This window comes from Azospirillum isscasi (genome assembly GCF_030849505.1).
GTDB lineage: Bacteria > Pseudomonadota > Alphaproteobacteria > Azospirillales > Azospirillaceae > Azospirillum > Azospirillum isscasi.
Genome location: NZ_JAUJFI010000003.1, coordinates 1 through 24534, shown reverse-complemented (window position 1 = coordinate 24534; position 24534 = coordinate 1). Strand labels below are relative to the sequence as shown.

Annotated in this window: 29 protein-coding genes, 1 pseudogene and 1 riboswitch; of the genes and pseudogenes, 10 read left to right on the top strand and 20 right to left on the bottom strand. The window is 70.5% G+C overall.

Annotated elements, in window-relative coordinates:
* Positions 1-5: 5 nt before the first annotated feature.
* Positions 6-533, bottom strand: coding sequence for a GNAT family N-acetyltransferase (locus QSG27_RS01490; RefSeq protein ID WP_306703366.1), 528 nt, complete (start codon positions 531-533; stop codon positions 6-8).
* Between the two features lie 119 nt (positions 534-652).
* Here QSG27_RS01490 and QSG27_RS01485 point away from each other — a divergent pair, with 119 nt between their 5' ends.
* A complete protein-coding gene (locus QSG27_RS01485; RefSeq protein ID WP_306703365.1) occupies positions 653-1573 on the top strand; it encodes a LysR substrate-binding domain-containing protein in 921 nt (306 codons plus the stop codon).
* Positions 1574-1629: 56 nt separating this feature from the next.
* Positions 1630-2238 carry a glutathione S-transferase family protein gene (locus QSG27_RS01480; RefSeq protein WP_306703364.1) on the top strand — a complete coding sequence of 203 codons (609 nt, stop codon included), beginning with the start codon at positions 1630-1632 and terminating at the stop codon, positions 2236-2238.
* Positions 2239-2242: 4 nt separating this feature from the next.
* On the opposite strand, the gene QSG27_RS01475 is transcribed toward QSG27_RS01480, so the two are convergent.
* From QSG27_RS01475 to gltX, 3 genes are all read right to left on the bottom strand, one after another.
* On the bottom strand, positions 2243-2449 hold the full coding sequence (locus QSG27_RS01475; protein WP_306703363.1) for a hypothetical protein: 207 nt from the start codon (positions 2447-2449) through the stop codon (positions 2243-2245).
* Positions 2442-3755: a citrate synthase gene (gltA, locus tag QSG27_RS01470; protein ID WP_306703362.1), complete on the bottom strand. Its 1314-nt coding sequence runs from the start codon at positions 3753-3755 to the stop codon at positions 2442-2444. The genes QSG27_RS01475 and gltA overlap by 8 nt, the downstream gene beginning before the upstream one ends.
* Positions 3756-3849: 94 nt before the next feature.
* Positions 3850-5262: a glutamate--tRNA ligase gene (gltX, locus tag QSG27_RS01465; protein WP_306703361.1), complete on the bottom strand. Its 1413-nt coding sequence runs from the start codon at positions 5260-5262 to the stop codon at positions 3850-3852.
* A gap of 98 nt (positions 5263-5360) precedes the next feature.
* On the opposite strand from gltX, the gene QSG27_RS01460 reads away from it, so the two are divergent.
* Positions 5361-7610: a ComEC/Rec2 family competence protein gene (locus QSG27_RS01460; RefSeq protein ID WP_306703360.1), complete on the top strand. Its 2250-nt coding sequence runs from the start codon at positions 5361-5363 to the stop codon at positions 7608-7610.
* Between the two features lie 23 nt (positions 7611-7633).
* Here QSG27_RS01460 and lexA read toward each other — a convergent pair whose 3' ends face one another.
* The 8 genes from lexA to QSG27_RS01420 form a co-directional block, all read right to left on the bottom strand.
* Entirely contained in the window at positions 7634-8332 is a 699-nt protein-coding gene (lexA, locus tag QSG27_RS01455; RefSeq protein ID WP_306703359.1) for a transcriptional repressor LexA, read from the bottom strand.
* 157 nt (positions 8333-8489) lie between these two features.
* Positions 8490-9707 (bottom strand): molybdopterin molybdotransferase MoeA, encoded by a 1218-nt coding sequence (locus tag QSG27_RS01450; protein WP_306703358.1) that lies wholly within the window; start codon positions 9705-9707, stop codon positions 8490-8492.
* A complete protein-coding gene (gene moaC, locus QSG27_RS01445) occupies positions 9704-10201 on the bottom strand; it encodes a cyclic pyranopterin monophosphate synthase MoaC (protein ID WP_306703357.1) in 498 nt (165 codons plus the stop codon). Before moaC ends, QSG27_RS01450 begins: the two co-directional genes overlap by 4 nt.
* Positions 10198-10659: a GNAT family N-acetyltransferase gene (locus QSG27_RS01440; RefSeq protein ID WP_306703355.1), complete on the bottom strand. Its 462-nt coding sequence runs from the start codon at positions 10657-10659 to the stop codon at positions 10198-10200. Before QSG27_RS01440 ends, moaC begins: the two co-directional genes overlap by 4 nt.
* A 36-nt stretch (positions 10660-10695) precedes the next feature.
* Positions 10696-11484 carry an indole-3-glycerol phosphate synthase TrpC gene (trpC, locus tag QSG27_RS01435; protein WP_306703354.1) on the bottom strand — a complete coding sequence of 263 codons (789 nt, stop codon included), beginning with the start codon at positions 11482-11484 and terminating at the stop codon, positions 10696-10698.
* On the bottom strand, positions 11481-12554 hold the full coding sequence (gene trpD / locus QSG27_RS01430) for an anthranilate phosphoribosyltransferase (protein ID WP_306703353.1): 1074 nt from the start codon (positions 12552-12554) through the stop codon (positions 11481-11483). The genes trpC and trpD overlap by 4 nt, the downstream gene beginning before the upstream one ends.
* A complete protein-coding gene (locus QSG27_RS01425; RefSeq protein WP_306703351.1) occupies positions 12551-13141 on the bottom strand; it encodes an anthranilate synthase component II in 591 nt (196 codons plus the stop codon). The genes trpD and QSG27_RS01425 overlap by 4 nt, the downstream gene beginning before the upstream one ends.
* 141 nt (positions 13142-13282) lie before the next feature.
* Entirely contained in the window at positions 13283-13741 is a 459-nt protein-coding gene (locus QSG27_RS01420) for an STY0301 family protein (protein ID WP_306703350.1), read from the bottom strand.
* Positions 13742-13860: 119 nt separating this feature from the next.
* Here QSG27_RS01420 and QSG27_RS01415 point away from each other — a divergent pair, with 119 nt between their 5' ends.
* Positions 13861-14223 carry a hypothetical protein gene (locus tag QSG27_RS01415; RefSeq protein ID WP_306703349.1) on the top strand — a complete coding sequence of 121 codons (363 nt, stop codon included), beginning with the start codon at positions 13861-13863 and terminating at the stop codon, positions 14221-14223.
* Here the strand turns inward: QSG27_RS01415 and QSG27_RS01410 are convergent.
* Both QSG27_RS01410 and QSG27_RS01405 read right to left on the bottom strand, forming a co-directional pair.
* Positions 14124-14756: pseudogene (locus QSG27_RS01410) on the bottom strand (response regulator transcription factor); the annotation flags it as partial. The gene QSG27_RS01415 and the pseudogene QSG27_RS01410 sit on opposite strands and share 100 nt — an antisense overlap.
* A 5-nt stretch (positions 14757-14761) precedes the next feature.
* Positions 14762-15103 carry a PepSY domain-containing protein gene (locus QSG27_RS01405; RefSeq protein ID WP_306703348.1) on the bottom strand — a complete coding sequence of 114 codons (342 nt, stop codon included), beginning with the start codon at positions 15101-15103 and terminating at the stop codon, positions 14762-14764.
* 139 nt (positions 15104-15242) lie between these two features.
* Between QSG27_RS01405 and QSG27_RS01400 the strand changes: the two genes are divergently transcribed.
* The 5 genes from QSG27_RS01400 to QSG27_RS01380 all read left to right on the top strand — a co-directional run bounded on the left by QSG27_RS01400 (position 15243) and on the right by QSG27_RS01380 (position 17069).
* Complete coding sequence (locus QSG27_RS01400) at positions 15243-15398, top strand: hypothetical protein (RefSeq protein ID WP_306703347.1); 156 nt, start codon at positions 15243-15245, stop codon at positions 15396-15398.
* Complete coding sequence (locus tag QSG27_RS01395) at positions 15385-15924, top strand: hypothetical protein (RefSeq protein ID WP_306703345.1); 540 nt, start codon at positions 15385-15387, stop codon at positions 15922-15924. Before QSG27_RS01400 ends, QSG27_RS01395 begins: the two co-directional genes overlap by 14 nt.
* Positions 15921-16355 carry a DUF1924 domain-containing protein gene (locus tag QSG27_RS01390; RefSeq protein ID WP_306703343.1) on the top strand — a complete coding sequence of 145 codons (435 nt, stop codon included), beginning with the start codon at positions 15921-15923 and terminating at the stop codon, positions 16353-16355. The genes QSG27_RS01395 and QSG27_RS01390 overlap by 4 nt, the downstream gene beginning before the upstream one ends.
* 11 nt (positions 16356-16366) lie before the next feature.
* Complete coding sequence (locus tag QSG27_RS01385; protein ID WP_306703342.1) at positions 16367-16798, top strand: diheme cytochrome c; 432 nt, start codon at positions 16367-16369, stop codon at positions 16796-16798.
* Between the two features lie 64 nt (positions 16799-16862).
* Positions 16863-17069 (top strand): DUF6494 family protein, encoded by a 207-nt coding sequence (locus QSG27_RS01380; RefSeq protein ID WP_306703341.1) that lies wholly within the window; start codon positions 16863-16865, stop codon positions 17067-17069.
* A gap of 80 nt (positions 17070-17149) precedes the next feature.
* Here the strand turns inward: QSG27_RS01380 and QSG27_RS01375 are convergent, their stop codons facing one another.
* Genes QSG27_RS01375 through QSG27_RS01350 form a run of 6 tightly spaced genes read right to left on the bottom strand, consistent with a single transcriptional unit; the run spans position 17150 to position 22994 of the window.
* On the bottom strand, positions 17150-17929 hold the full coding sequence (locus tag QSG27_RS01375; protein ID WP_306703340.1) for a 3-oxoacyl-ACP reductase: 780 nt from the start codon (positions 17927-17929) through the stop codon (positions 17150-17152).
* A gap of 13 nt (positions 17930-17942) precedes the next feature.
* A complete protein-coding gene (locus QSG27_RS01370; RefSeq protein WP_306703339.1) occupies positions 17943-18920 on the bottom strand; it encodes an ABC transporter substrate-binding protein in 978 nt (325 codons plus the stop codon).
* A gap of 7 nt (positions 18921-18927) precedes the next feature.
* Positions 18928-19677, bottom strand: coding sequence for an ABC transporter permease (locus QSG27_RS01365; RefSeq protein ID WP_306703338.1), 750 nt, complete (start codon positions 19675-19677; stop codon positions 18928-18930).
* A complete protein-coding gene (locus QSG27_RS01360; protein ID WP_306703337.1) occupies positions 19674-20444 on the bottom strand; it encodes an ABC transporter ATP-binding protein in 771 nt (256 codons plus the stop codon). Before QSG27_RS01360 ends, QSG27_RS01365 begins: the two co-directional genes overlap by 4 nt.
* Before the next feature lie 10 nt (positions 20445-20454).
* A complete protein-coding gene (locus tag QSG27_RS01355) occupies positions 20455-21912 on the bottom strand; it encodes an acyl-CoA reductase (RefSeq protein WP_306703455.1) in 1458 nt (485 codons plus the stop codon).
* A gap of 2 nt (positions 21913-21914) precedes the next feature.
* Complete coding sequence (locus QSG27_RS01350; RefSeq protein WP_306703336.1) at positions 21915-22994, bottom strand: LuxE/PaaK family acyltransferase; 1080 nt, start codon at positions 22992-22994, stop codon at positions 21915-21917.
* 73 nt (positions 22995-23067) lie between these two features.
* A riboswitch (TPP riboswitch) is annotated at positions 23068-23197 on the bottom strand.
* A gap of 208 nt (positions 23198-23405) precedes the next feature.
* On the opposite strand from QSG27_RS01350, the gene QSG27_RS01345 reads away from it, so the two are divergent.
* Positions 23406-24534 (top strand): DUF5672 family protein (locus QSG27_RS01345; RefSeq protein ID WP_306703335.1); only part of this gene is annotated, 1129 nt, incomplete at its 3' end.

Sequence of the window (24534 nt, the reverse complement as noted above, 5' to 3'; positions counted from 1 at the left end):
CACGGTCACAGCGTCTTGTAGAAGAGGACGGTGTCGTGGAAGGCGCCGTCCGCTTCCACCGTGTAGCCGGGGATCCGCCCGGCCCAGTGCCAGCCTGTCGCCTCGTAGAAGGGCTCCCCGCTGTCGTCCTTCAGCGTGTCGAGCACCAGCAGTGACCGGCCCAGCCCGCGGGCCGTTTCCTCCAGGGCTTCCATCAGCCGCCGCGCGACACCGCTCCGGCGGCAGCGGGTGAAGACCAGCAGCTTCTGCACCTCGGCGCGGTGCGCGCCGTTCGGCTTGGTGCAGAGCGAAAGCTGCACGCTCCCCAGCAATTCCCCCTCCGGTCCCCGCGCAACCAGCAGCCGATGGGCGCCGCCGGTCAGAAGGCCGGCCACGCCGTCCCAGAAGGCCCGTTTCCAGTGCGGCGCCAGGGGAGCGTGATAGCCGACCGACGCGCCGCTGTTCACCGCGTCCTCCAAAAGGGCTTCCAAATCCGCGCGCAGGCTCCGGTCGTCAAGGGCGGGAATGTCGGTGATCGAAAAGGTCGTCGTCATGGGGGCCGCCGGGATGAAGCTGTCTCTGGCGCCCAGCCTGCGCGCGGTCTGGACGGCCCGCAATTGACTTCGCAGGGGATCGGTGTGAGGAATCCTCACAACCGACGGAAGCACCGCCCATGCCGCGCCTTCCCTTCACCGCCCTGGCCGCCTTCGAGGCGGCGTCCCGCCACGGCAGCATGACGCGCGCCGCCGACGAGCTTGGCCTGACCCACGGCGCGGTCAGCCGGCAGGTCGGGGACCTGGAAAAGCGGCTGGGGGTCCGGCTGTTCGAGCGGACGCCGCAGGGCCTGCTCCTGACCGATGGGGGACGCGATCTCGCGCTGGCCTGCACCGCCGGGCTGGGCCGTCTTCAGGAAAGCTGGGACCGCATCGCCGGCAGCGGGCCGGAGCGGCTGCGCGTGGCCGCTCCGCGGACCTGGGCGGCCCTGTGGCTCGTGCCGCGGTTGGGCCGTTTCCTCGCCGGTTGGCCGGATGTGTGCCTGGACATCGAGGGCGGCAACACCGACCGCGTGTCGGAGGCCGAGGCGGGCTGGGCGGTCATCCGCTACGTGCGCGGCGGCGACCCCGGCCCCGATGGAGCGCTCTTGTCGGAAGAACCGCTGCTCCCGGTCTGCGCGCCGTCGCTGGCGGAGCGGTTGAGGGGCCGGGAGGAACTGCGTCGCCACACGTTGCTGCATTATCAGGCGTCACCCGACTGGAGCCTCTGGCGTGCCGCCGCCGGGGTGGATTTGGACGGTGCACGCAGCCTGAGCTTTTCGGAATCGGTGATGGTCGTCCAGGCGGCCATGGCCGGGCAGGGCATCGCGCTGGGGCGCCCGTCGCTGGTGCTGGAGGCGCTGGAGACCGGGCGGCTCGTCTGTCCCTTCGGACCGGCGGTGCCCTGCGGCGACCGCTATGTGCTGACGGCGCCGGCGCAGGGCCGTGGGCGCCGCGTGCTCCGCGCCTTCCGGACCTGGCTGCTGGAGGAGGCCGCCGCGGACGGCGCGCGGCTGGAGCGGTTGGGGGTGCCCGTTGCGGGTGGCGGCGCTGGCGCCTGACCCGGTTTCGTGGTTACATCCGCCATCGGATGGATTCGAAGCGGAGACACGCTGCCATGCTGCGCCTTTACGACAATCTCTCTTCCGGAAACGGCTACAAGTGCCGGCTGCTGCTGCACAAGCTCGGTATCCCCCATGAGCGGATCGAACTGGACATCGACCGGGCGGAAACCCGAACCCCGGAATTCCTCGCCAAGAATCCGAACGGGCGCATTCCCACGCTGCAATTGGAGGATGGCGGCCACCTGCCCGAATCCAACGCGATTCTCTGGTATCTGGCGGAGGGTACGCCCTATCTGCCCGAAGACCGGGAAGGCCGCGCGCGGGTCCTGCAATGGATGTTCTTCGAGCAGTACAGCCACGAACCGAACATCGCGACCGTGCGTTTCTGGATCACGCACCATGTGGAGATGACGGAGGAGCGCAAGCTGGGGCTGGTGACCAAGCGCCGGCTCGGCTATGACGCGCTGGGCGTCATGGAGGGGCATCTGGCGGAGCGCCGCTTCTTCGTGGGCGACCGCTTCAGCATCGCCGACATCGCGCTCTACGCCTACACCCATGTGGCGGAGGAGGGCGGGTTCGACCTGTCGGGCTATCCGGCCGTGCGGGCATGGATGGAGCGTGTGGCGGCGGAGGGGCCGCACATCCCGATCACCCAGGGCTGAAACGTCAGACCAGCACCACCGCGGCGATCATCGCCAGAATCACCGCATAGAGGACGATGCGGCGCAGCCGCCGCGACAGCGGCGGCTTGTTGTCGTTCGCGGCCGGCAGGCCCAGACGGGCCCGCCGCGCCGGAACGATGAACGCGGCCGGGCTGCGGGCGGCTCCGTCGGAGCCGCCCGTCCCGATGTGCGCTGTTGGCCGGTTAGCCACGCTCGGCCAGCGGGATGAAGTCCCGCTTGGTCGCGCCGGTGTAGAGCTGACGCGGACGGCCGATCTTCTGGACCGGGTCCTCGATCATCTCCTTCCACTGCGAGATCCAGCCCACGGTGCGGGCCACGGCGAACAGCACGGTGAACATGCTGGTCGGGAAGCCCATCGCCTTCAGGATGATGCCCGAGTAGAAGTCGACGTTCGGGTACAGTTTCTTCTCGACGAAATAGGGGTCCTCAAGGGCGATCTTCTCCAGCTCCATCGCGATGTCGAGGAGCGGCTCGTCCTTGATGCCCAGCTCGGCGAGCACCTCGTGGCAGGTCTTGCGCATGACCTGGGCGCGCGGGTCGTAGTTCTTGTAGACCCGGTGACCGAAGCCCATCAGGCGGAAGTTGTCGTTCTTGTCCTTGGCGCGGCGGACGATCTCCGGAATGCGATCGACCGAGCCGATCTCCTCCAGCATCTTCAGCACGGCCTCGTTGGCGCCGCCGTGGGCCGGACCCCACAGCGAGGCGATGCCGGCGGCGATGCAGGCGAACGGGTTGGCACCCGACGAACCGGCCAGACGGACGGTCGAGGTCGAGGCGTTCTGCTCGTGGTCGGCGTGCAGGATGAAGATCTTGTCCATCGCCTTGGACAGGACCGGGTTGACCTTGTACGGCTCGCAGGGCGTGCCGAAGGTCATGTAGAGGAAGTTCTCGGCGTACGACAGGTCGTTGCGCGGGTACATGAACGGCTGGCCGACCGAGTACTTGTAGGCCATCGCGGCGATCGCCGGGATCTTGGCGATCAGGCGGTGCGCGGCGATCTTGCGCTGCACCGGGTCCTCGATGTCGGTCGAGTCGTGGTAGAAGGCCGACAGGGCGCCGGTCACGCCGCAGAGAACCGCCATCGGGTGGGCGTCGCGGCGGAAGCCGCTGTAGAAGCGGGTCAGCTGCTCATGCACCATCGAGTGGCTGCGCAGGATGCCCTCGAACTCTTCCTTCTCGGCGGCGTTCGGCAGGTGGTTGTTGAGGAGGAGGAAGCAGACCTCCGGGAAGGTCGCGTGCTCGGCCAGGTCGTCGATGGCATAACCGCGGTGCAGCAGGACACCCTCGTCACCGTCGATGTAGGTGATCTTGGACTCGCAGCTGCCCGTCGAGGTGAAACCCGGATCGTAGGTGAAACAACCGGTCTCGGCGTAGAGCTTGCGGATGTCGATCACGTCCGGACCGGTGCTGCCGTGCATCACGGGCAGGGTGACCTGCTTTCCGGTCCGGTTGTCGATCAGGGTGAAGGTGTCGGCCTTGTCCGCGGTTTGGGTCATCTCGGCACGTCCTTATCTTTAGGGTTGGGGCTTAACGCCCTTTTCGAATCGGCGCAGCATAGTTCTATGCCGGGCGGATATCAACGCACGGAAGTTATCCCCGTGCTGCAGTTGCGGCATCCTTCATGCGGGCCAGCGTTTCCGCGCGGCCCAGAAGTTCGGCCACCTCGAAGATCGGCGGCGACACCGTGGAGCCGGTGAGCGCCGCGCGCAGCGGTTGGGCGATCTTGCCCAGTTTCTCCCCCCGTTCCTCGGCGAAGGCGCGCACCAGCGCCTCCAGGGCGGCGGCGGTGAAATCGGCCTCCGCCTCGAACCGGGCGGCGAGGTCGGTCAGGACGCCGCGGCCCTTCCCGTCCAGCAGGGCCGCGGCCTTCTCATCCATCGGCAGCGGGCGGGCGGCGACGTAGAAACGGGCGCTCTGCGCCAGATCGACGACGGTGCGGGCGCGCTGCTTCAGCCCGTTCATGGCGCGCGTCAGCAGCTCGCGCTCCGACTCGGTGAGGGCGCGGCCAAGCTCGGCCTCCAGCCGCGGGGCGGCCAGACCGACCAGACGGGTGTCGTCGGCCTGCCGCATGTAGTGGGCGTTCAGGTTCTCCAGCTTGGCGAAATCGAAGCGCGAGGGGGAGCGCCCGATTCCCTCCAGGTTGAACCAGTCCACGGCCTGCTCGGTGGAGATGATCTCGTCGTCGCCGTGCGCCCAGCCGAGCCGCAGCAGATAGTTGCGGATCGCCTCCGGCAGGTAGCCCATGTCGCGGTAGGCGTCCACGCCGAGCGCGCCGTGGCGCTTCGACAGCTTGGCGCCGTCCGGCCCGTGGATCAGCGGGATGTGGCCGAATTCCGGCAGGTCCCAGCCCATGGCGTTGTAGATCTGGATCTGGCGGAAGGTGTTGGTCAGGTGGTCGTCGCCGCGGATGACGTGGGTCACGCCCATGTCATGGTCGTCCACCACCACGGCCAGCAGATAGGTCGGCGTGCCGTCGGCGCGCAGCAGGATCAGGTCGTCGAGCTGGGCGTTCTGCACCCGCACCTCGCCCTGGACATGGTCCTTCAGAACCGTCTCGCCCTCCTGCGGGGCCTTCAGGCGGATCACCGGCTTCACGCCCTCCGGCGCTTCCGACGGGTCGCGGTCGCGCCAGCGCCCGTCGTAGCGGACCGGCTGGCCCGCCGCCTTCTGCGCGGCGCGCATCTCCTCCAGCTCCTCGGGGCTGGCGTAGCAGTGATAGGCCCGGCCCGCCGCCAGCATCTGCTGCGCCACTTCGGCGTGGCGGTCCTTGCGGCCGAACTGGCTCACCGCGTCGCCGTCCCAGTCGAGGCCGAGCCAGGACAGCCCGTCGAGGATGGCGTCCACCGCGGCGTCCGTCGAGCGCTGGCGGTCGGTGTCCTCGATGCGCAACAGATACGTCCCGCCGGTGTGGCGGGCATACAGCCAGTTGAACAGCGCGGTGCGGGCGCCGCCGATGTGGAGAAAGCCGGTGGGCGACGGGGCGAAACGGGTGACGACGGTCATGGGTGGCTCAATTCCGGGTTCGGCACTGCTACAGTGGTGCGGTGGTGTAACACATTAACGGCGCCGGGGGCATTTGCCTTGCGCGCATAGGCGACAGTATGGCCCACGGGGTCGAAGAGGGCATAGCCGGCGGCGCGGCGGCGGCGGCGGCGGCAGCGGAGGGGGAGGGCGGCGCGGACCGGCTCCGCCGCGGCGTCGCCGCACGCCTTTCCGCCGCCCTGGGCAACATTCTGGCCGCGGAGCGGGAGCGCTGGGCGCTGTGGTTCCCGGTGGGCGCCGGGGCGGGGGTGGCGCTCTATTTCGGCCTGCCGACGGAGCCGCCGGTCTGGCTGGGGCCGGGAATCGCCGCGGGCTGCCTTCCGCCCTTGTGGCTGGCGCGGCGGCATCTCGCGCCGGTCGTCCTTCTGCTGGGGCTGCTGAGCGTCGCGCTGGGCTTCGCCGCGGCGCAGCTTCACACCCTCGGCGCGGCGGCGCCCATGCTGACGCGGGAGCTTGGCCCGGTGCAACTGACCGGGCGGGTGCTGGCGGTCGAGCGGCAGCCCACCGGCGCGCGGCTGATGATCGGCGAACTGACGGTGGACCGGCTGGCGCCGGAGGCGACTCCGGCGCGGGTGCGGCTGCATCTGCCGGCCAAGGTGGCGCCGCCGGAGGCCGGGACGGTGGTCCGGCTGCGCGCCATGCTCCACCCGCCGGCCTCCCCGGCGGAGCCGGGCGCCTTCGACCTGCAGCGGCGCGCCTATTTCGAGGGATTCGGCGCGGTCGGCTTCGTCATGGGCGCTCCCGTCGCGCAGGAGGCGCCCCCGCCCGGCGGCTGGCGCCGGGTGACGGTGGCCTTCGAGCAGGCCCGGGCCGCCATTGCGGAACGGGTGCGCGCCGCCGTCGCCGATCCGGCGGAGTCCAGCGTCACCGCCGCCCTGCTGAACGGCGAGGCGGCCGCCATCCCGGAGTCGATGATGGACGCCTTCCGCGACAGCGGTCTGGCGCATCTCCTGTCGATTTCCGGCCTGCATGTGGGCATCGCGGCGGGGATCGTCTTCTGGGTGGTGCGGGCGCTTCTGGCGCTCAGCCCCTGGATGGCGCTGCGCTGGCCGATCAAGAAGATCGCGGCGCTGTGCGGCATTTTGTCCGCCGTCCTCTACACGCTGCTGGTGGGCGCGCCGCTGCCGACGCTGCGGTCGGTGCTGATGACCGGGCTGATCATGGGCGCGGTGATCGCCGATCGGTCGCCGATCAGCATGCGGCTGGTCGCCTTCGCCGGGATCGTCACCATCCTCTACGACCCGGAAGGGATGCTGGGGCCAAGTTTCCAGATGTCCTTCGCGGCGGTGGTCGCGCTGATCGCCGCCTTCGAACTGGCGACCCCCTGGGCCGTGCGCCAGCGGCGTGAGCGGGGGTGGATCGGGAGGGCCGCCCTGTCCCTGGGCGGCATTGCCTTTTCCAGCGTCGTGGCGACGGCCGCGACCACGCCCTACGGGCTCTATCATTTCCAGCAGGTGGCCTTTTACGGGGTGCTGTCCAACATGGTGGCGATCCCCGTGACCACGGTCTGGATCATGCCCTTCAGCCTGCTGTCCTACCTGCTTCTGCCCTTCGGGCTGGAGGGGCCGGCGGTGGTGGCGATGAGCTGGGGCGTCCGGCTGGTCATCGCGACGGCGGAGCAGACGGCGGCGCTTCCCGGAGCCACCGCGATCTTTCCGGCGATGCCGGACGCGGCCATTGCGGCGGTCACGCTGGGCGGGTTGTGGCTGGCGATCTGGACCGGGCGCTGGCGCTGGCTGGGGCTGGCCGCGGTGGCGGGGGGACTGCTGGGGCCGGTCTCCGCGCCGCGGCCCGATGTCCTGGTGTCGGAGGATGGCCGGCTGATGGCCGTGCGCAGCGCCGAGGGGAACCTCAGCCTGTCCGCCGCCAGCGACGGGCGGGTGGCCGACACCTGGAGGCGGCGCGACGGGATGGAGCGTCCGGAGGACGGGGCGGGGCAGGACGTCTGGCCGCTCGCCGGGGTGAGCCTGGACGGGCGGCTGCGCTGCGACGCGCTGGGATGCCTCTACCGGGCGCAGGGAAAGACGGTAGCCCTGCTACGCCGGCCCGACGCCATGCCGGAGGATTGCGCGGTGGCCGATGCGGTGGTGACCGCCGACCCGTCGCGCGGTTGCCGGGCGCCGCTGGTCATCGACCGCTGGCGCCTGCGGCGGGAGGGCGCGCAGGCGCTCTACCTGTCGGACACGGGCATCCGGGTGGAGAGCGTCCGCGGCCAGCGCGGCGACCGCCCCTGGACCACGGGCGGAAGGATTGGGGGCGGAAGGATTGGGGGCGGAAAGGTTACGGGCGCAGAGGCCGGGGCGCGCTGAACCGTGCCCCGGCGCAGGCCCGGTCAGTACTTGCGCACCAGCCCGACCAGACGGCCCTGCACCCGCACGCGGTCGGCGCCGAAGATGCGGGTCTCATAGGCGGCGTTGGCGGGTTCCAGAGCCACCGTGTTGCCCTTGCGGCGCAGGCGCTTCAGCGTGACTTCGGCGTCGTCCACCAGGGCGACGACGATGGAACCGTTCTCCGCGCCGTCGCAGCGCTGGATGATGACCGTGTCATGGTCGAGAATGCCGGCCTCCACCATGGAATCGCCGGCCACCTCCAGCGCGTAATGGTCGCCCGTGCCGAGCATGGTCGCCGGGATGTCCACATAGGCGGAGTTGTCGCGCAGCGCCTCGATGGGCGTGCCGGCGGCGATGCGGCCATAGAGCGGGAGCTGCACCGTCTCCGACGCCGGGCTCGCCTCCCGCCCCGCGAAGTTGAAATCGCCCTTGATGACGTTCGGCTGGAACTTGGCGCGCGGCGGACGGGCGCGGGCGGTCTCCAGCCCCTCAGGCAGGCGCAGCACCTCCAGCGCGCGGGCGCGGTGGGGCAGGCGACGGATGAAGCCGCGCTCCTCCAGCCCCGTGATGAGGCGGTGGATGCCCGACTTGGACTTCAGGTTGAGAGCGTCCTTCATCTCGTCGAAGGAAGGGGACACACCGCCCTGTCCGAGCCGCTCGTGGATGAAAAGCAGCAGTTCGTGCTGCTTGCGCGTGAGCATTTGTGCCTCCCGGCCGGTTCCGCACTACATATGGAACAAAAGCAAAACGTTCCTTTATGTTCTAGTTTGGTTCCGATTCCCAGTCAAGCCCCGCCGGCGAAATCATTCGCACATCTGCGAATAGGACTCCCAAAAGGGATCACAGAGTTGCCGGGAACTACAAAGAGAGTACACCGCCGCTCAGCGGGATCACCGTCACGCGGTCTCCGGCGGCGGCGGCGGCGGCCTGCGGTTCGCGGACGATCAGTCCATCGGCGCGGGCCAGCCGGGACATCATCGCGCTGTCCTGGCGCGGGAAGGGGGTGGCGACCGGCAGGCCGTCCGCACCGGGGGCCAGCGTGGCGCGCAGGAAGTCGGCCCGTCCATCGTTGGCCTTCAGCGGCGCGCCGAGCCTCGCCGTCACCGTCGCGCCCTCGGCGGGCAGGCCCTGGAGATGGCGCAGCAGCGGCACCAGGAACAGGACGGCGGCCACTCCGGTGGACACCGGGTTGCCGGGCAGGCCGAGCAGCGGCACACCGTTCGCCGTGCCGAAGATCAACGGCTTACCGGGCTTCATGGCGACCCGGTAGAAGTTCAGCGACAGCCCGCTCAGCACGTCGCGCACATGGTCGTGCTCGCCCTGCGAGGCCCCGCCCGTGGTCACCAGCAGGTCGCAGCCCGCCGCCCCGGCGGCCATGGCGGCGAGCTCCTCCGGATCGTCCTTCGCCACGCCCAGATTGTGGGCGATGCCGCCCTGGCTGGTCACCAAGGCGCAAAGGCCGAGCGCGTTGGAGCTGACGATCTGGTTCGGCCCCAGCGGGTCGCCGGGCAGGGCGATCTCGTCCCCAGTGGCGAGCACGGCCACCCGCGGGCGGCGACGGACGCGCAGCCAGGGCAGGTTGGCGCCAGCGGCCAGAGCCACGTCGCGGGCGGTCAGCCGGCGCCCTTCGGGCAGAACCTCTTCCCCGGCGGAGAAATCCAGCCCGGCGGGGCGCACGAAACGGCCCGCGGGCACGGCGTGGCCGACCCGGACATGGTCCCCGGCGTCCTCGCAATCCTCCTGCATCACCACGGCGTCGGCCCCGGCGGGCAGGGGGGCGCCGGTGAAGATGCGCACGGCCTCGCCCGCGCCGACCGTGCCGGCGAAGGCGTGGCCGGCGGCGGCCTCGCCAAGGCGGCGCAGGGTGACGGGCGTGTCCGTGGAAGCCCCGGCGATGTCGGCGGCGCGGACGGCCCAACCGTCCATGGCGGCGGCGGCGAAGGGCGGCTGGCTCAGGCGGGCGACGGCGGGCTCCGCCAGGACGCGCCCCAGCGCGTCGGGCAGCGGCACCGTCTCCGCCGGCAGGGCGGTGAAGGCGGCGAGGATGCGGGCGCGGGCTTCACCGACCGGGATCATCGGGGGGCGCTTCCCCATTCGCCGCTCTTGCCGCCGGCCTTGTGCACCAGTTGGACGTCGGTGATGGTCATGCCGCGGTCCACCGCCTTGCACATGTCGTAGACGGTGAGCGCCGCGACCGACACGGCGGTCAGCGCTTCCATCTCCACCCCGGTCTGGCCCTTCAGTTTGCAGGTGGCGGTGATGTCCACGGCGTTGCGGCCGGGGTCGCAGGTCAGGTCCACCTTGACCGCGGTCAGCATCAGCGGGTGGCACAGCGGGATCAGGTCCGGCGTGCGCTTGGCCCCCATGATGCCGGCCAGCCGGGCCACCGACAGGACGTCGCCCTTCTTCACGCCGCCCTGCATGATCAGCGCCAGCGTCTCCGGCTGCATGAGGACGGAGCCACGGGCGGTCGCCGTGCGTTCGGTGTCCGCCTTGTCGGACACGTCCACCATCACGGCGCGGCCTTCCGCGTCGAAATGGGTGAAGCCGCTTCCGGGCCGGTCGGTCATAGGGCTTTCTCCATGAAGAGGCTCAGCGGGTCGGGGCCGTAGGGGCCGAACGGGCCGCGGTCGGTGAAGCCCTGCTTGCGGTAGAGCGCGATGGCTTCCTCCTGATAGACGCCGGTCTCCAGCCGCAGCAGGGACAGGCCGGCGGCGCGGGCCTCCTCCTCGATGCGTTCCAGCAGGCGGCGCCCGATCTGGCCGCCGCGGGCGGTCGGCTGGACGAACATCCGCTTGACCTCGCCATAGCCGCCTTCGGCGTCGATGCGCATGGCCCCGCAGCCGACCACGGTGCCCGACCGCCGCGCGACCAGGAACCGGATGTCCGGACGAGCCAGCGATTGCAGATCCAGCAGGTGGTTGCTCTCCGCCGGGTACAGGTCGCCCAGATAGCGGTCCAACTCCTCGATCAGGCGGATCACCTCGTCCTGGAGCGGGCTTTCAGGGGCAATGGTCACGTTCGGCACGGCGTCGCTCCTCCCCAGTGTTTTTTTGCTTGGATGTCAGGCGAGCAGGGCGCGGGTGGCAGCGGTCACGTCCTCCTGCCGCATCAGCGATTCACCGACCAGGAAGCAGCGCGCCCCGACCGCCGCCATGCGCGACAGGTCCGCCGGGCTGTAGAGTCCGCTTTCGGCGACCAGCATGCGGTCGGCGGGGACGTGGGCGGCCAGCTCCTCCGTGGTGGCGATGTCCACCGCCAGAGTCTTCAGGTTCCGGTTGTTCACGCCCAGAAGCGGGGTCTTCAGCGCCAGTGCGCGGTCCAGCTCCTCCCGGTTGTGCACCTCGACCAGCACGTCCAGGCGCCAGGCGATGGCGGCGTCCTCGATCTCCGCGGCCTGCGCGTCGCTCAGCGCCGCCATGATGATGAGGATGCAGTCGGCGCCCAGCGCGCGGGATTCGGCGATCTGGTAGGGATCGACCATGAAGTCCTTGCGCAGCACCGGCAGATCCACCGCGGCGCGGGCGGCCAGCAGATAGTCGTCGCAGCCCTGGAAATAGGGCTCGTCCGTCAGCACCGACAGGCAGGTGGCGCCACCCTCGCGGTAGGCGCGGGCAAGCGCGGGCGGGTCGAAGTCGGGACGGATCAGCCCCTTGGACGGGCTGGCCTTCTTGATCTCGGCGATCAGGCCGTAACGGCCCTGGTCCACCGTGCCGCGCAGGGCGCGGATGAAGCCGCGGGCCGGGTCGGCGCTGCGGGCGGCATCCTCCACCGCGGACAGGGGACGGGCGGACTTGCGGGCTTGGACCAGCGCGCGCTTGTCGTCGCAGATGCGGGTCAGGACGTCGCTCATGGCGCGGCAACCGGTTCGGTGGTGGCGGACGAATTGGTGATGGACACGAGATGCTGGAGCACGGTGCGCGCGGCCCCGCTGTCGATGGCGTGGCGGGCCTGCTCCACGCCCTCCTTCAGGTCGCCGGCCTTGCCCGCGACGTGCAGGGCGGCGGCGGCGTTCAGCAGCACGATGTCGCGATAGGCGCCCTGGGCGCCGTCGAACAGCGCGCGGATGGCCTCCGCGTTCACATGGGCGTCGCCGCCCTTCAGATGCTCGGGCCGGGCGCGGAAGATGCCGGCCTGCTCCGGCTCGATCTCGAACACGGTGACCTCGCCGTCCTTCAACTGGGCGACGGTGGTCGGGCCGGTCGTGGTGATCTCGTCCAGCCCGTCGGAGCCGTGGACGATCCAGGCGGCTTCCGAGCCCAGCCGCTTCAGCACATGGGCCAGCGGCTCCACCCATTGCTTCGCGTAGACGCCGAGAAGCTGGCGTTTGGCGCTGGCCGGGTTGGACAGGGGGCCCAGCAGGTTGAAGACGGTGCGGGTGCCCAGCTCCACGCGGGTCGGGCCGACGTTGCGCATGGCGAGGTGGTGGCGCGGCGCCATCAGGAAGCCGATGCGCGCGTCCCACAGGGCCTTGCGCACCAGACCCAGGTCGCAATCCAGGTTGACGCCCAGCGCCCCCAGCACGTCGGCGGCGCCCGACTTGGACGACATGGCGCGGTTGCCGTGCTTGGCGACCGGCACGCCGCAGGCGGCGATGACGATGGCCGCCGCGGTGGAGATGTTGTAGGTGCCCGACCCGTCGCCGCCGGTGCCGCAGGTGTCGATGGTGCCGTCCGGCGCCTCCACCGGGATGGCCTTGGCGCGCATGACGCGGGCGGCCCCGGTGATCTCGTCCACCGTCTCGCCGCGGACGCGCAGCGCCATCAGGAACCCGCCCATCTGCGACGGTGTGGCGTTGCCCGACATGATGATGTCGAAGGCCAGCGAGGCTTCCGCCTCGGTCAGGGCGTTGCCGGCGGCGACCCTGGCGAGGATGGCCTTCATGTCGGTCAGGTCGCCGTGCGGCGCGGACGGCGTGCTCATGCGGCGGTCTCCAGCCGGCGGGTGGTGTTCAGGAAATTCTCCAGGATCCTGTGGCCGTGCTCGCTCTCGATGCTTTCCGGGTGGAACTGCACGCCGTGGATCGGCAGCTCGCGGTGGGACAGCGCCATGATCAGGCCGTCCTCCGTCTCCCCCGTCACCTCCAGGCAGGCGGGCAGGCTGGCGCGCTCGACGATCAGCGAATGGTAGCGGGTGGCCCGGAAGGGGGAGGGCAGGCCCTTCAGCACGCCGCGCCCCTCGTGGAACATGCGGTCCACCTTGCCGTGCATCGGCACCGGCGCGCGCAGCACCGTGCCGCCGAACGCCTGCCCGATGGCCTGATGGCCCAGGCACACGCCCATCAGCGGCACGCCGGCCTTCGCGGCGGCGTCGATCAGGGGCAGGCAGATGCCCGCCTTGTCCGGATCGCAGGGGCCGGGCGACAGAACGATGCCCTCGGGGCGGAGCGCCATGGCCTCCTCCACCGTCAGGCTGTCGTTGCGGCGGACGTCCGGTTCGGCGCCCAGTTCGCCCAGGTAATGGACGAGGTTGTAGGTGAAGCTGTCGTAGTTATCGATGAGCAGCAGCATGGGGCGCCCCAGCATCCTTCCGGCCTGTCGTTTCCGGCCTGTCGTCTCCCGGAATACCGTTCCGGCCTTGTTCCAAGGCGGGTACCCTAGCCGCTGGAGCGGTGGATTTCCAGCCCGTCAGAGCCCCGAATCGGCGGACCGTCACCGGCAGAGGAACTGCGGCGCCGCCGCGGGCTTCTCCGGAACCACGCCCCGCGCGTCGGTCTCCTCGGTGATCTGGCAGCGCCGCACCGTGCGCGGCAGGTCGATCGCCAGCGTGGCCTGGGTCCCGGCGTAGCGGCAGATCAGGAAGACGGTGTTCCGCCGCGCGGCGGGGAAGTCCCATTGCCGGGTTTCCGAGCGCCCGCGGCGAAGGCTGCGGTCCGGCTCCAGCGCCGCCGGGGCGGGGGAGATCATTTGCTCGGTGCGCTCGCCCTCCACCAGGGAGACGCCCGCGAAGGCGTGCTGGTCCTTCGCCGGGTAGGGCGACCAGCCGCCGGGCGCCTCGGGCTGGGCCTGCACGGTCAGGCTGGGCGGGCAGCGGACCTCGGCGGCGAGGGCCGGCGCGGCGAGGGCCTGAGCGGCGGCGAAGACAAGAAGGATGGCGATGGTGCGGAGCATGGCGGGTCACAGCATAGTCGCAGCCGGCGGGTGGCTCCACCCCGCTCCGCTGTTGCAGGGACGGGGCGGGGGTGCCACCCTGCGCGCAAACCGGAACACAGGGTTCGAGATTCCATTCCATGGCCAGAAAACCGCCGCGCAAGCCCCAGAAGGCAGCGGCACGCAAGCCATCGCAGAAGATGCCCGCGGCGCAGAAGACGCCCGCGGCAAAGCCCGCCGCACCCGGCCGGGCCAAGCCGGGGCGCGCCGTCAATCCCATCCTGCTGGCGCTGGCCGGCGTCATCGCGGTCTTCGCCGTGGCGCTCGGCGCGCGCTTCATCATCGGGCGCGACGCGCCGGAGGACGAGGTCGCCGTCGTGGAGCGGGAGGCGCCGGTCATCGCCCCCGCCGTCGCACCGGTCAAGCCGCCGCCCAGCTTGCGGCGCAGGCGGCCCACGAAGACCTCGATGGTGTTGGAATCGCGGTCGAAATCCTGCGCGTAGATGTGCTCCGTCAACTCCGTGCGGGAGACGAGCTGGCCCTTGCGGTGCATCAGGTAATCGAGCACGCGGAACTCGTGCCCGGTCAGGTCCACCGGGCGCCCGTCCAGCGTGACCCGGCCCGAGCGGGTGTCCAGCACCACCCCGCCGCAGGCGATCTCCGCCGAGGCGTGGCCCTTGGAGCGGCGGATCAGCGCGCGGATGCGGGCGAGAAGCTCCTCCATGCTGAAGGGCTTCGCCAGATAATCGTCGGCCCCGGCGTCGATGCCCTGGACCTTTTCCGTCCAGGCCCCGCGGGCGGTCAGGATGATGACCGGCGCGGCGATCCCCTGCGCGCGCCAGGACCGCAGCACCGTCAGCCCGTCCACCCGCGGCAGCCCCAGGTCCAGAACGATGGCGTCGTAGGGTTCGGTCTCGCCCAGGAATTGCCCCTCCTCGCCATCGGCGGCGCGGTCCACGGCGTAGCCCTCGCCCTCCAGACGCTCGGCAAGCTGGCGGGCGAGGGACGGGTCATCCTCGACGACGAGCAGGCGCATGGCGCTCACCTCTTCCCATGATGGCCGCCCTCGGCTTTTCCGTTGCGCCCGCGCACCCGCAGCAGGTCGCCGGTGGCGGCGTCGTATTTCAGCTTCAGGAGGCGGCCATCGGCGGTGATGGTCTTGACCTCGTAGACGATCTGGCCGTCATCGTCCTCGAATTCCACGTCCAGGATGTCGCCGGGGAAGTCGGCCTGCGCGCGGGCCAGGATGGCCTCCAGCGGCAGCGCCCGGCCCGAGCGCAACGCCTCCCGCGCCCGCTCGTGGTCACGGTCGTCGTCCGCACCCGCCGGCAGGGCGGCGGTGAGGAGGAGCAAGGACAGCAGGATGGTGCGGGCGGCGTTCATGGTCGGAACCGGCGGACGGGCGGACGGGTCCAGTTAGCACAAAGCCGCCTGAACGGCACCTGAATGGACCGCTCAGGCTCCGTTCAGCGTGGGCGGCGCAGTCTCCGCGGCAACACGATCGCCGCCAAGGAGACCGCCGATGATCCGCAGGATGCTGACCCATACCGCCGCCGCGACGCTCGTGATCGCCGTGGCGGCCTTCACCTTCCAGGCCCTTGCCGGCGGGGACGGCATCGCCCGCACGGCCTGGACGCTGACCGCCGCCGTCGCGGGAGGCGATCATGGGATCGACTGACACCCGTCCCCCCGTGGCGCGCCGCACGCCGGGGCGGCTGCTGTTCCTGTTCGCCTTCCACGCCGCGCTGTCGGGCGCCTTCATCGTCGCCTACCTGACGGGGGACGAGGACACCTACGCCATGCACCAGTTCGCCGGCTACACGGCGCTGGCCGCGCTGGCGGTGCGGCTTCTGGCCGGGGTCCTGATGCCGGTGGGACCGCTGCGCCTGCCCCGCCCCGCCATGGCCGCCACGCGGGACTGGCTGCGCCGCGCCGCCATGGGCGACGCCCGGGCCTGGGGGCAGCGCAGCCCGCTGCTCGCCTGGATGGCGCTGGCGCTGCTGGCCGTGGTGGGCGCCGCCGCGCTCAGCGGAGCGGTCGCCGATTTCGTCGTTCCCATGGAAAAGCTGCACGAGGCGTTGGGCGAGGTCTCCCTGCCCGTCGTGCTGGCCCATGTCGCCCTGGTCGCAGCGCTGCTCGGCCTGAAGAAGGCCGCCGGTTGGCGCGCCCGTCCCACCCCCCGCCAGGAGGTCATCGCCCCATGACGCCCCACACGATCCGTTTCATCCTGCCGACGCTGGCCGTCTTCGCCGCGGGGGCCGCCATCGCCGCCGCCCCGAACCCGGCGCGCACCGCCCTGCTCGACGGCTACGCCGCCCAGGCGAAGGCGCAATCGCCCGCCTTCGCCGGCTTCTCCGCCGAGCGCGGGCGCGCCCTCTATCTCGGCCCGCACGGCGGGGGCAAGCCGGAGACCAATGCCTGCGCCGCCTGCCACACCCCCGACCCCACCGCCCAGGGCCGCCACCAGCGGACCGGGCGCGGGATCGAGCCGATGGCCGTCTCCGCCAACCCCAAGCGCTTCACCGACCCCGTGGAGGTGGAAAAGCGCTTCGACCGCGATTGCCCCGCCGTCCTGGGCCGCGCCTGCACGGCGCAGGAGAAGGGCGACTTCATCACCTACCTCTCCGGCCAGTGAGGAGCCCCGCCATGCCCCGCCGTCTTGCCGCCGCGGCCGCCCTTCTGCTGCTGTCCGGCGTCGCCGCTTCCGCCAACGAGTTCGAGCGCGTCCGGCCCGTGACCAACGACGCCACCCGCAAGGAATGCGGCGAATGCCACATGGCCTTCCAGCCCGGCCTGCTGCCGGCGGGAAGCTGGACCCGGATCATGGACGGGCTGGACGACCATTTCGGCGAGAAGGCCAGCCTGCCGCCCGGCCCGGCGGCGGAGATCCGCGCCTATCTGACCGGCAACGCCGCCGGACGCGGCGACCCCACGCTTCTGCGCATCACCGAGCAGCGCTGGTGGCTGCGCGAGCACCGCTTCCGCCCGGAGGTCTGGCTGCGCAAGGACGTGATGTCCAAGGCCAACTGCGAAGCCTGCCACCGCGACGCCGCCCGCGGACTGTACGAGGACGACTGACGGGACGGGACAAAGCGCTGCCGCAACGGTTCTCCTCGGGAGCGATCAGAGAGGGAGGAGCATCATGGACCACGACACCTTCAACATGGGCATCCGCAAATACCTGAAGGTCGTCGGCGTCACCTCGCAGCGCGAGATCGAGCACGCCGTGACCGAAGCGCTGGAGGCCGGAACGCTGAAGGGCAACGAGAGGCTCCAGGCCCGCATGGTGCTGACCATCGAAGGCATCGGGCTGGAGCATGAGATCAAGGGGGAGATCGCGTTGGAGTAGGGGGGCGCCAACACAGGTTCCCCCACCCGACCCTCCCCGCTGGGCGGGGGAGGGTCGGGTGGGGGCGACGGCGCCCGCACTCACCCCATCACCAGCCCCCCGTCCACATACAGCACCTGCCCGGTCATGAACCGGCTCCAGCCCGACGCCAGGAACAGCACCGGGCCGGTCACGTCCTCCGGCGTGGCGATGCGGCGCAGCGGGGTCTGGGCGACGATGGCGTCCTTCACGTCCTCCTTCGTCGCCCGGCTGGCGTCGGTGGGGCAGACCAGCCCCGGCGCCACGCAATTGACGCGGATGCCCAGCGGCCCCAACTCCGCCGCCAGATTGCGGCTGAAGCCGACCAGCGCGGCCTTGGCCGTGGTGTAGTCGTGATAGGGCACGGTGGGCCGGGCCACGAGGTCGGTCGCCATGTTCACGATGCTGCCGCCGGGCCGCCGCCGCATCACCGGCAGCACCGCCCGGCAGACATTGTAGGTGCCGAGCAGCGCCCCATCCACCTGCCCCCGGTAGTCCGCCCAGTCGGTGTCCCAGAACAGCTTGCGCTTCTCCGGATCGAAGGCGTAGGGGCGGAAGGCGTTGTTCACCACCACGTCGATCTTGCCGAACTCCTCCGCGGTCCGCTCCACCATGCGGTTCACGGCGCCGGCGTCGGTCACGTCGGCCTGCACCGCCCAGGCGTCGCCTCCGGCTTCCCGGCCCAGATCCCGGCAGGCCGCCGCCACCGCCTCCGCGGCCTCCGCGTTTTGCAGGTAATTGACGGCGACCGCCGCCCCCTCCGCCGCGAAGGCTTTGGCGATGGCGGCGCCGATGCCGCGGCTGGCGCCGGTGACGAGGACGGTCCTGTCGCGGAAATCCATGGCTTGGTTCGCCTTATTCGGGGATCAGGTCGGACCGGACCAGCGTGCCCATGTCGAGGTCCTTTGCGATCAGGCCGAGCTGTTTGAAGGTGTCCGCCCCCTTCTGCATCAGCTCCGGATCGAAGTGGCCGAGGCCCTTGGCCCTGGTCGTCTCCGACACGCTGGAGGCGTTGCGCAGCTTGATGATGGCGAGGTTGGTCGCCTCGTCGCGCCCGTTGATGGCGCGGGTCACGGCGAGACGGGCGGCCTCCTCCGGCTCGGCGATCATCCAGGCGGCGCTGTCGCGGTAGGCGGTGAGGAAGCGCTTCAGAACGTCCTTCTTCGTGCGGTAGGTCTCCTCCGTCACCACGAAGATGTCCGAGGGCAAATTCAGCGTGTCCTTGACCTCGATGACGTTGACGTCCTTCAGCCCCTTCTGGAGCCCGACATGCAGGCCGGTGTCGGTCGCCGCGGTGGCGTCCACCTGGCCCTGGATGACGGGGGCGAAGTTCAGCAGGCCGGTCACCTCGATGGTCACGTCCTTCTCGCTCAGCCCCACCTGATGCAGAAGCACCTGGAGGTTCTGGCGGGTGCCGCTGGACAGGCTGTAGACGCCGATGCGCTTGCCCTTCAGATCCTCCGGCTTCGTGATGTTGCGCTCCTTCGGCGACACCACGTTGAAGACGTTCTGCGGATAGATGTTGTAGATGGCGATCAGCTTCTCGCCCTTGTCGAGAGCCAGGTAGAAGGAGGCCGGATCGGTGAAGGCCACGTCGGCCTGACCGGTCAGCATGTTCTGGATGGCCGAGCCGCCGCCGGTCCCCGGCACATAGCCGAGATCGATCCCCCTGGCCTTGAAGAAGCCCTTGTCCGGCTCCGCCAGCAGGTTGGTGATTTCGCTGATCGGCTGGCTCCAGCCGGCGACGGTCACCTTGTCGAGCGCCAGCGCGGGGGAGGACAGCAGGAGGGCGGAAACGGCGACGGCACCCAAAGTGCGCAGAAACCCGAACATCGTGTGATTATCCTTTCCACGGACGGCGCAGCAGCCAGCGTTCCAGCCCGGCGGCGGCCTGATAGACGATCATGCCCAGCAGCGTTATGACGATGAACAGGGCGAACATCATGGTCGAATCCATCATCCCCTGCGCCGCGATGATCGAGGCGCCCAGCCCCTGCCGGCCCCCGATGAACTCGCCGACGACGGCGCCGACCAGCGCCAGCACCACGGCGACGCGCAGCCCCGCCAGGATCACCGGCAGGCCGGAGGGGATCTTCAGCCGCAGCAGGGTTTGCAGGCGCGTCGCCCGCAGCATCCGGAACAGCTCCCGCTTGTTGGGATCGACCTGCTGAAGGCCGGTCATGGTGTTTTCCAGCAGCGGGAAGAAGCAGATCAGCGCCGTGATGACGACGGTGGAGGTCATGCCGAAGCCGAACCAGACGATGAACAGCGGCCCCAGCGCCAGCTTCGGCACCACCTGGCTGGCGACGATGTAGGGGTAGAACAGGCGGCGCAGCACCGGCACCTCGGCCAGCAGGACCCCGGCGAGGAAGCCGACCGTGCAGCCGGCGGCGAGGCCCATCGCCATCTCCACCGTGGTGACCCAGAGATGCGGCAGCAGGTAGCCCCCGGCCAGCCCGTCCCACAGCGTGCGCAGCACCGCGGACGGCAGCGGCACGACCAGCGCCGACACCCCCGCCGCGCGGCAATAGACCTCCCACCCCGCCAGCAGCAGGACGAACAGAAGGGCGGAGGCGAGGCGGATTATCACGACGCGCGCTCCAGCGCCACGCTCTCCGCCTTGCCGTCCATGGCGCGGCGAAGCTCCAGGCACAGGGCGTTGAAACGGGGGCTGTAGCGGACGTCGCGCCCGCGCGGGCGGGCCAGCGGCACCGGCAGGGCGTGGCTCAGCCGACCGCCCTCCATCACCGCCACCCGGTCGGCCAGATAGACCGCCTCCGCGATGTCGTGGGTGACGAACAGCACGGTGGTGCGGTGCCGGGCGCAGAGCCGCAGCAGGTCGTCCTGCAACTCCTCCCGCGTGATGGCGTCGAGCGCGGCGAAGGGTTCGTCGAGCAGGAGCAGCGGCGGCTCGGTGACCAGCGCGCGGGCCAGCGCGACGCGGCTCTGCTGCCCGCCGGACAATTCGCCGGGATAGCGCCCGGCAAGACCCGACAACCCCACGAGGTCCAGAAGCTCCTCCGCCTTGCGGCGGTCCGCCGGCTGCGGGCGGCGTTTCAGCGACACCGGAAGCAGCAGGTTGTCGAGCACCGTCCGCCATTCCAGCAGCGTCGGCGCCTGGAAGACGAAGCCGACCTGGGCGCCCGGCCCGCGCACCGGCTCCCCCTGGATGCGGACGATTCCGGTGGCCGGGGGCAGCAGCCCGGCGACCAGCTTCAGCAGGGTCGTCTTGCCGCAGCCGCTGCGCCCGACCAGCGCGTGGAACTCCCCTTCGCCGATGCTCCAGTCGATGCGGTCCAGGATGGTGCCGCCGCGCGGGACGCCGTAGCCGGCCTGTTCGATGGTGACGAAGCTCATGGCCGGCGCCTCAATCCGTGTAGGGGGCGAAGGCATCCGCCGCCCGCTCCGCCGAGCCTTCGATCTCGGTCATCGTCACGAGGTCCAGCAGGTTGAACCGCCCGTCATGGTGCCAGCCCGCCTCCGGCGCGGTCATCCGGCCCAGCGCGCAGAGGCGCGTCACCCCCACGGCCCCCAGCGCCCCGGCGAGCGCGAACAGCTCCTCCGGCGCCGCGGCGATGCCCACGGTCTGGAGGAAGGCGCGGTACGGCGCCAATCCCGGCACCGCGTCGGCCAGCCGGTCCACCGCCACCACCGTCACCGTACGGTTCAGCCCGCAGGGCAAGAGGCCGTCCGCCGCATCCGTATAGGCGACCGCCCAGCTTCCGGCGGGATCGCCCAGCAGGGCGCGGCTGGGGTCGGCAAAGCCCTTCGTCTCCTCCGCGTTGCGCCAGGACGCGACACTGCCCGCCTCGGCCATGGACAGGGAGCGGCGGGGAAACTTGCTGCCGATGGCGTCCAGTTCGTGCGCCAGATAGCCCGCGAACTCCCGCGGCGACACCCGCCCGCCGCGCTCCACGAAGACGGTCTGTGGGGAATAGCAGCCCTGCTGGTCGTAGCGCGCCACGTCGTAGGCCGCCTGCCGCGCCACCGCCCCGGCCTTCGCGGCGTCGAGCGCGGAGCGGGCGACCATGGCGAAGCTGATCTTGTGCCCATAGGGCAGGAAGCGCGCGGTGACCGGCACCCGCGCCCGGATGGCCTCCAGCGCGTCGTTGCCGCCATAGGCGACCACCGTGTCGGCGCGGGCCAGCCACGCCCGCTCCGTGGTCTCGTCGCCACCCCTCCACCAGACGATGGCGATGCAGCCGGCCAGTTCCGGGTCGATCTCCGCCAGGATTTGCGCGAACCAGCCGGCGAACAGCGGCTCGGCGCTCGGCAGCTTGCCGACCGTGCCGGCCTTCACCAGCAGACCGGAAATCAGGCTCCACAGCGGCAGGCCCGGCACGTTGCCCGCCCAGACATGCAGCAGCAGTTCCGGCCCGAAGGCGCGGGCGAAGCCACCCTTGGGCATCGGCTGGAAATCGTCCAGCACCGCCGGGTTGGCGAAATCCTCCGCGAGGAATTTCCGCAACTCCGGCCCGCGGAAGGTCTTCAGATAGCCGGTCAGCCCCAGCCGGACCATCTCCGCGTCGTAGCCGGTGACCAGCGGCAGCAGCCGTTCCGCCTTTTGCCGCCACGGGCCGTTGCGGTCGAGCAGCCGGGCGACGGCGCGGTCGATGACGGCGGCGATCTCCGCGACGGTCCGGTTTTTCAGACAGGCCCGCGCGTTGGTCCGCACGCGCGTTGCGACTTCAGCGATCTGTGCCTCGGTCAGCACCGGGACCGCCACGTCGAGCGTCTCGGCGCCGCGCCGGAAGGTCAGCGTCCGCCAGTCCACCGCGTCGGCGGACAGCCCCGGCAAATGCCCGGCCCGCTCCATCAAGCCCATCGTCACGGGGCCCGCGCCGCTTTGAGGAAGTCCTCGACCGCCATGGAGCAGCCCTTGGCGTCCGCCCCGTCCGCCCGGCCCAGAAGCTGGAAGCCGCCCTCCACCTCCACCCCCGCGTCCTCGGTCAGGATGGCGGAGGCGCAGTTGAAATGGGCCAGATCGTGATGGACCAGCACGCCGGTGCTGCCGCGCGGCACCTCCTGCCCGGTCAGCGGGTTGATGACCCGGCTGCGGATCCAGTGCGGGCCGGACTTCACGGACGGGCAGGCCTCGTTGCCGTCGTCGTAGAACTGGGTGCTCAGCTCCGTCATGCCGTACATGTTGATGCACAGGCGGCGCGGCACGCCGAAGGCCGCGGACAGGCGTCCGTAGAACTCCTCCGCCGCCATCTCCCGCGACTGGCCCTTGAAACCGCCGGTGTCGAGGATGCGGCTGCCCGCCGGCAGGGCGAAGCGCCGCCCCCGCTCCGCCAGCGCGTCCATCAGATGCACGACGCTGAAGCTCGCCCCCAGCAGGGCATAGGGTTCACCGGTCGCCTCGGCGCGGGACAGCTCCTCGACGGCCCCGTCCACGTCCAGTCCGGCGTCGGAGACGAAATACCGGCTGTCCGCCGTCCCGAACTCGCTCCGCGCCAGCGCCAGATAATGGGCGAGGGACGAGTTGGGCATCGCCTGCTCGGTCGGAAACAGGATGCCCATGCGCAGCCGTTCGAAGTCTCCCATGAAGCGGCGGCGGAAATTGACGGTCATGGAGCGGTCGTAGACCGCCAGCGTGGGGTGGTGGCTCTTGCCCCGCACGCCTTTGGTGGTGCCGCTGGTCATGAAGACGTGCGGGCACTCCTCCGGCGGGCGTCCGCTCAGCGTCAGGTCCTTGAAGGCGCTGATCGGCACGGCGGGCACGTCGCGCCAGCTCTTCACCGTGCGCAGGGTGCGCGCCCGCTGGGTGGCGAAACGGCGGTAGGGGGCGTTGGTCTCGAACTGGTGGGCGAAGACCGCCAGCGCCATGCGGTTGAACGCCTCCTCGTCCGCCTCCCCGGCGGCGATGAAGGCCAGCAGGTCTTCGACAAGTCGGGCTTCGGTCACGTCCGGACACACCTTTTGCAGCGCAAACAAACCGTTTGCCGGGTCAAAGGGGTCTGGATGGAATGGGGGTGCGGCGGCGCCCTTTGTCCCGTCCCTACGCCGGTATGACCCGGATCAGGTTCGATGGGTCACCGCGTTGCCCGGATGAAAGCGCCGGACGGGCGGAGTCTCAGCCTCCTAGCGAGGCCCCCCAGGGAACACTTCGCAAGCTAAGGGACCGGCCCCCAGCCGTCAAGGATGACCGGCCAGGGCAGTCGCATCTGAAGTCCCCTCTCCCCAGAGGGGAGAGGGTTATGAAGACCAGATGCGATGACCCCGAGGGCCGGCGCCCGCCCGTGGCAGCCCCACAACCGCTGTGCTACGATCCGCGCCCGCCGGCGCCGGAACCCGGCGGGCTGAACGGGGAACGGCATGGTCAGGATCGAGGATTGCACGCTGGTGTTCGCCGATACGGCGAACCATGCCCTGGTCGAGATGGCCATCCGGGACAGCATCGCCGCCTGCCGCTTTTCCGGCGTCCTGCTGCTCTCCGACAGCGACCCGCGGATCCCCGGCGTCGATTTCCACCGGATCGCCCCGATCGACAGCCTCGACGACTATTCGGACACGATCAACGTCCGCCTGCGCCGGCTGGTGACGACGCGCCACGTCCTGATCGCGCAGTGGGACGGCTTCGTCGCCGACCCGCGGGCCTGGACGGAGGAGTTCCGCGCCTTCGACTACATCGGCGCCCGCTGGGGCTGGTACGAGGACGGCATGACGGTGGGGAACGGCGGCTTCTCCCTGCGCTCCGCCGCCCTGCTCGACCGGGTGCGCGATCTGCGCTTCGAGGCCGGCATCCCCGAAGACCACGTCATCTGCCGGACCGAGCGCCCGGCGCTGGAGAAGGCCGGCATCCGCTTCGCCCCCGAGGCCGTGGCCGACCGTTTCGCCTTCGAACGGACGCCGGTGGCGGGACCGGCCTTCGGCTTCCACGGCCTGTTCAACTTCGGCAAGGTGCTGGACGACCGCGCGCTGGAGGAGCGGATCGAGGTCATGGACGGCCCGCTTCTGGACAAGCGCGAATACACGGACCTGATGACCGGCCTCGCGCTGTCCGGGCGCAAGGCGCCCTTCGCGTCCATGGTCCGCAAGCTGGCGGCGCGGCGGGACGAGACGTTCCTGCGGTCCCAGATCACCCAATGGACCACCGGCGTGCAACGCGACTATGTGCTGGCCCTGGCTGATTCCGTCCAGACCACGGCGGCGCCGGGGTCGCGCTGGCCGGCGGTCACGCCGACGCGGCAGCCGAAGATCTACGACTGCTTCACCTTCCACAACGAACTCGACCTTCTGGAGCTGCGCTTCCGGGAATTGTACGACACGGTCGACCAGTTCGTGATCGTCGAGGCCAAGCAGACCTTCACCGGCGCGGACAAGCCTTTGTTCTTCCTGGAGGAACGCGACCGTTTCCTGCCCTTCCTCGACAAGGTGAAGCTGGTCGTCGCCCCGGACTTCCCGGAAACCGACAATCCCTGGGTGCGCGAACGGGCGCAGCGGA

Excerpts from the sequence above, each read along its gene's own strand:
- QSG27_RS01490 (WP_306703366.1), bottom strand. The coding sequence starts at position 533 with ATGACGACGACCTTTTCGATCACCGACATTCCCGCCCTTGACGACCGG.
- QSG27_RS01485 (WP_306703365.1), top strand. The coding sequence starts at position 653 with ATGCCGCGCCTTCCCTTCACCGCCCTGGCCGCCTTCGAGGCGGCGTCC.
- QSG27_RS01480 (WP_306703364.1), top strand. The coding sequence starts at position 1,630 with ATGCTGCGCCTTTACGACAATCTCTCTTCCGGAAACGGCTACAAGTGC.
- gltA (WP_306703362.1), bottom strand. The coding sequence starts at position 3,755 with ATGACCCAAACCGCGGACAAGGCCGACACCTTCACCCTGATCGACAAC.
- gltX (WP_306703361.1), bottom strand. The coding sequence starts at position 5,262 with ATGACCGTCGTCACCCGTTTCGCCCCGTCGCCCACCGGCTTTCTCCAC.
- QSG27_RS01460 (WP_306703360.1), top strand. The coding sequence starts at position 5,361 with ATGGCCCACGGGGTCGAAGAGGGCATAGCCGGCGGCGCGGCGGCGGCG.
- lexA (WP_306703359.1), bottom strand. The coding sequence starts at position 8,332 with ATGCTCACGCGCAAGCAGCACGAACTGCTGCTTTTCATCCACGAGCGG.
- QSG27_RS01450 (WP_306703358.1), bottom strand. The coding sequence starts at position 9,707 with ATGATCCCGGTCGGTGAAGCCCGCGCCCGCATCCTCGCCGCCTTCACC.
- moaC (WP_306703357.1), bottom strand. The coding sequence starts at position 10,201 with ATGACCGACCGGCCCGGAAGCGGCTTCACCCATTTCGACGCGGAAGGC.
- trpC (WP_306703354.1), bottom strand. The coding sequence starts at position 11,484 with ATGAGCGACGTCCTGACCCGCATCTGCGACGACAAGCGCGCGCTGGTC.
- trpD (WP_306703353.1), bottom strand. The coding sequence starts at position 12,554 with ATGAGCACGCCGTCCGCGCCGCACGGCGACCTGACCGACATGAAGGCC.
- QSG27_RS01425 (WP_306703351.1), bottom strand. The coding sequence starts at position 13,141 with ATGCTGCTGCTCATCGATAACTACGACAGCTTCACCTACAACCTCGTC.
- QSG27_RS01420 (WP_306703350.1), bottom strand. The coding sequence starts at position 13,741 with ATGCTCCGCACCATCGCCATCCTTCTTGTCTTCGCCGCCGCTCAGGCC.
- QSG27_RS01415 (WP_306703349.1), top strand. The coding sequence starts at position 13,861 with ATGGCCAGAAAACCGCCGCGCAAGCCCCAGAAGGCAGCGGCACGCAAG.
- QSG27_RS01405 (WP_306703348.1), bottom strand. The coding sequence starts at position 15,103 with ATGAACGCCGCCCGCACCATCCTGCTGTCCTTGCTCCTCCTCACCGCC.
- QSG27_RS01400 (WP_306703347.1), top strand. The coding sequence starts at position 15,243 with ATGATCCGCAGGATGCTGACCCATACCGCCGCCGCGACGCTCGTGATC.
- QSG27_RS01395 (WP_306703345.1), top strand. The coding sequence starts at position 15,385 with ATGGGATCGACTGACACCCGTCCCCCCGTGGCGCGCCGCACGCCGGGG.
- QSG27_RS01390 (WP_306703343.1), top strand. The coding sequence starts at position 15,921 with ATGACGCCCCACACGATCCGTTTCATCCTGCCGACGCTGGCCGTCTTC.
- QSG27_RS01385 (WP_306703342.1), top strand. The coding sequence starts at position 16,367 with ATGCCCCGCCGTCTTGCCGCCGCGGCCGCCCTTCTGCTGCTGTCCGGC.
- QSG27_RS01380 (WP_306703341.1), top strand. The coding sequence starts at position 16,863 with ATGGACCACGACACCTTCAACATGGGCATCCGCAAATACCTGAAGGTC.
- QSG27_RS01375 (WP_306703340.1), bottom strand. The coding sequence starts at position 17,929 with ATGGATTTCCGCGACAGGACCGTCCTCGTCACCGGCGCCAGCCGCGGC.
- QSG27_RS01370 (WP_306703339.1), bottom strand. The coding sequence starts at position 18,920 with ATGTTCGGGTTTCTGCGCACTTTGGGTGCCGTCGCCGTTTCCGCCCTC.
- QSG27_RS01360 (WP_306703337.1), bottom strand. The coding sequence starts at position 20,444 with ATGAGCTTCGTCACCATCGAACAGGCCGGCTACGGCGTCCCGCGCGGC.
- QSG27_RS01355 (WP_306703455.1), bottom strand. The coding sequence starts at position 21,912 with ATGGGCTTGATGGAGCGGGCCGGGCATTTGCCGGGGCTGTCCGCCGAC.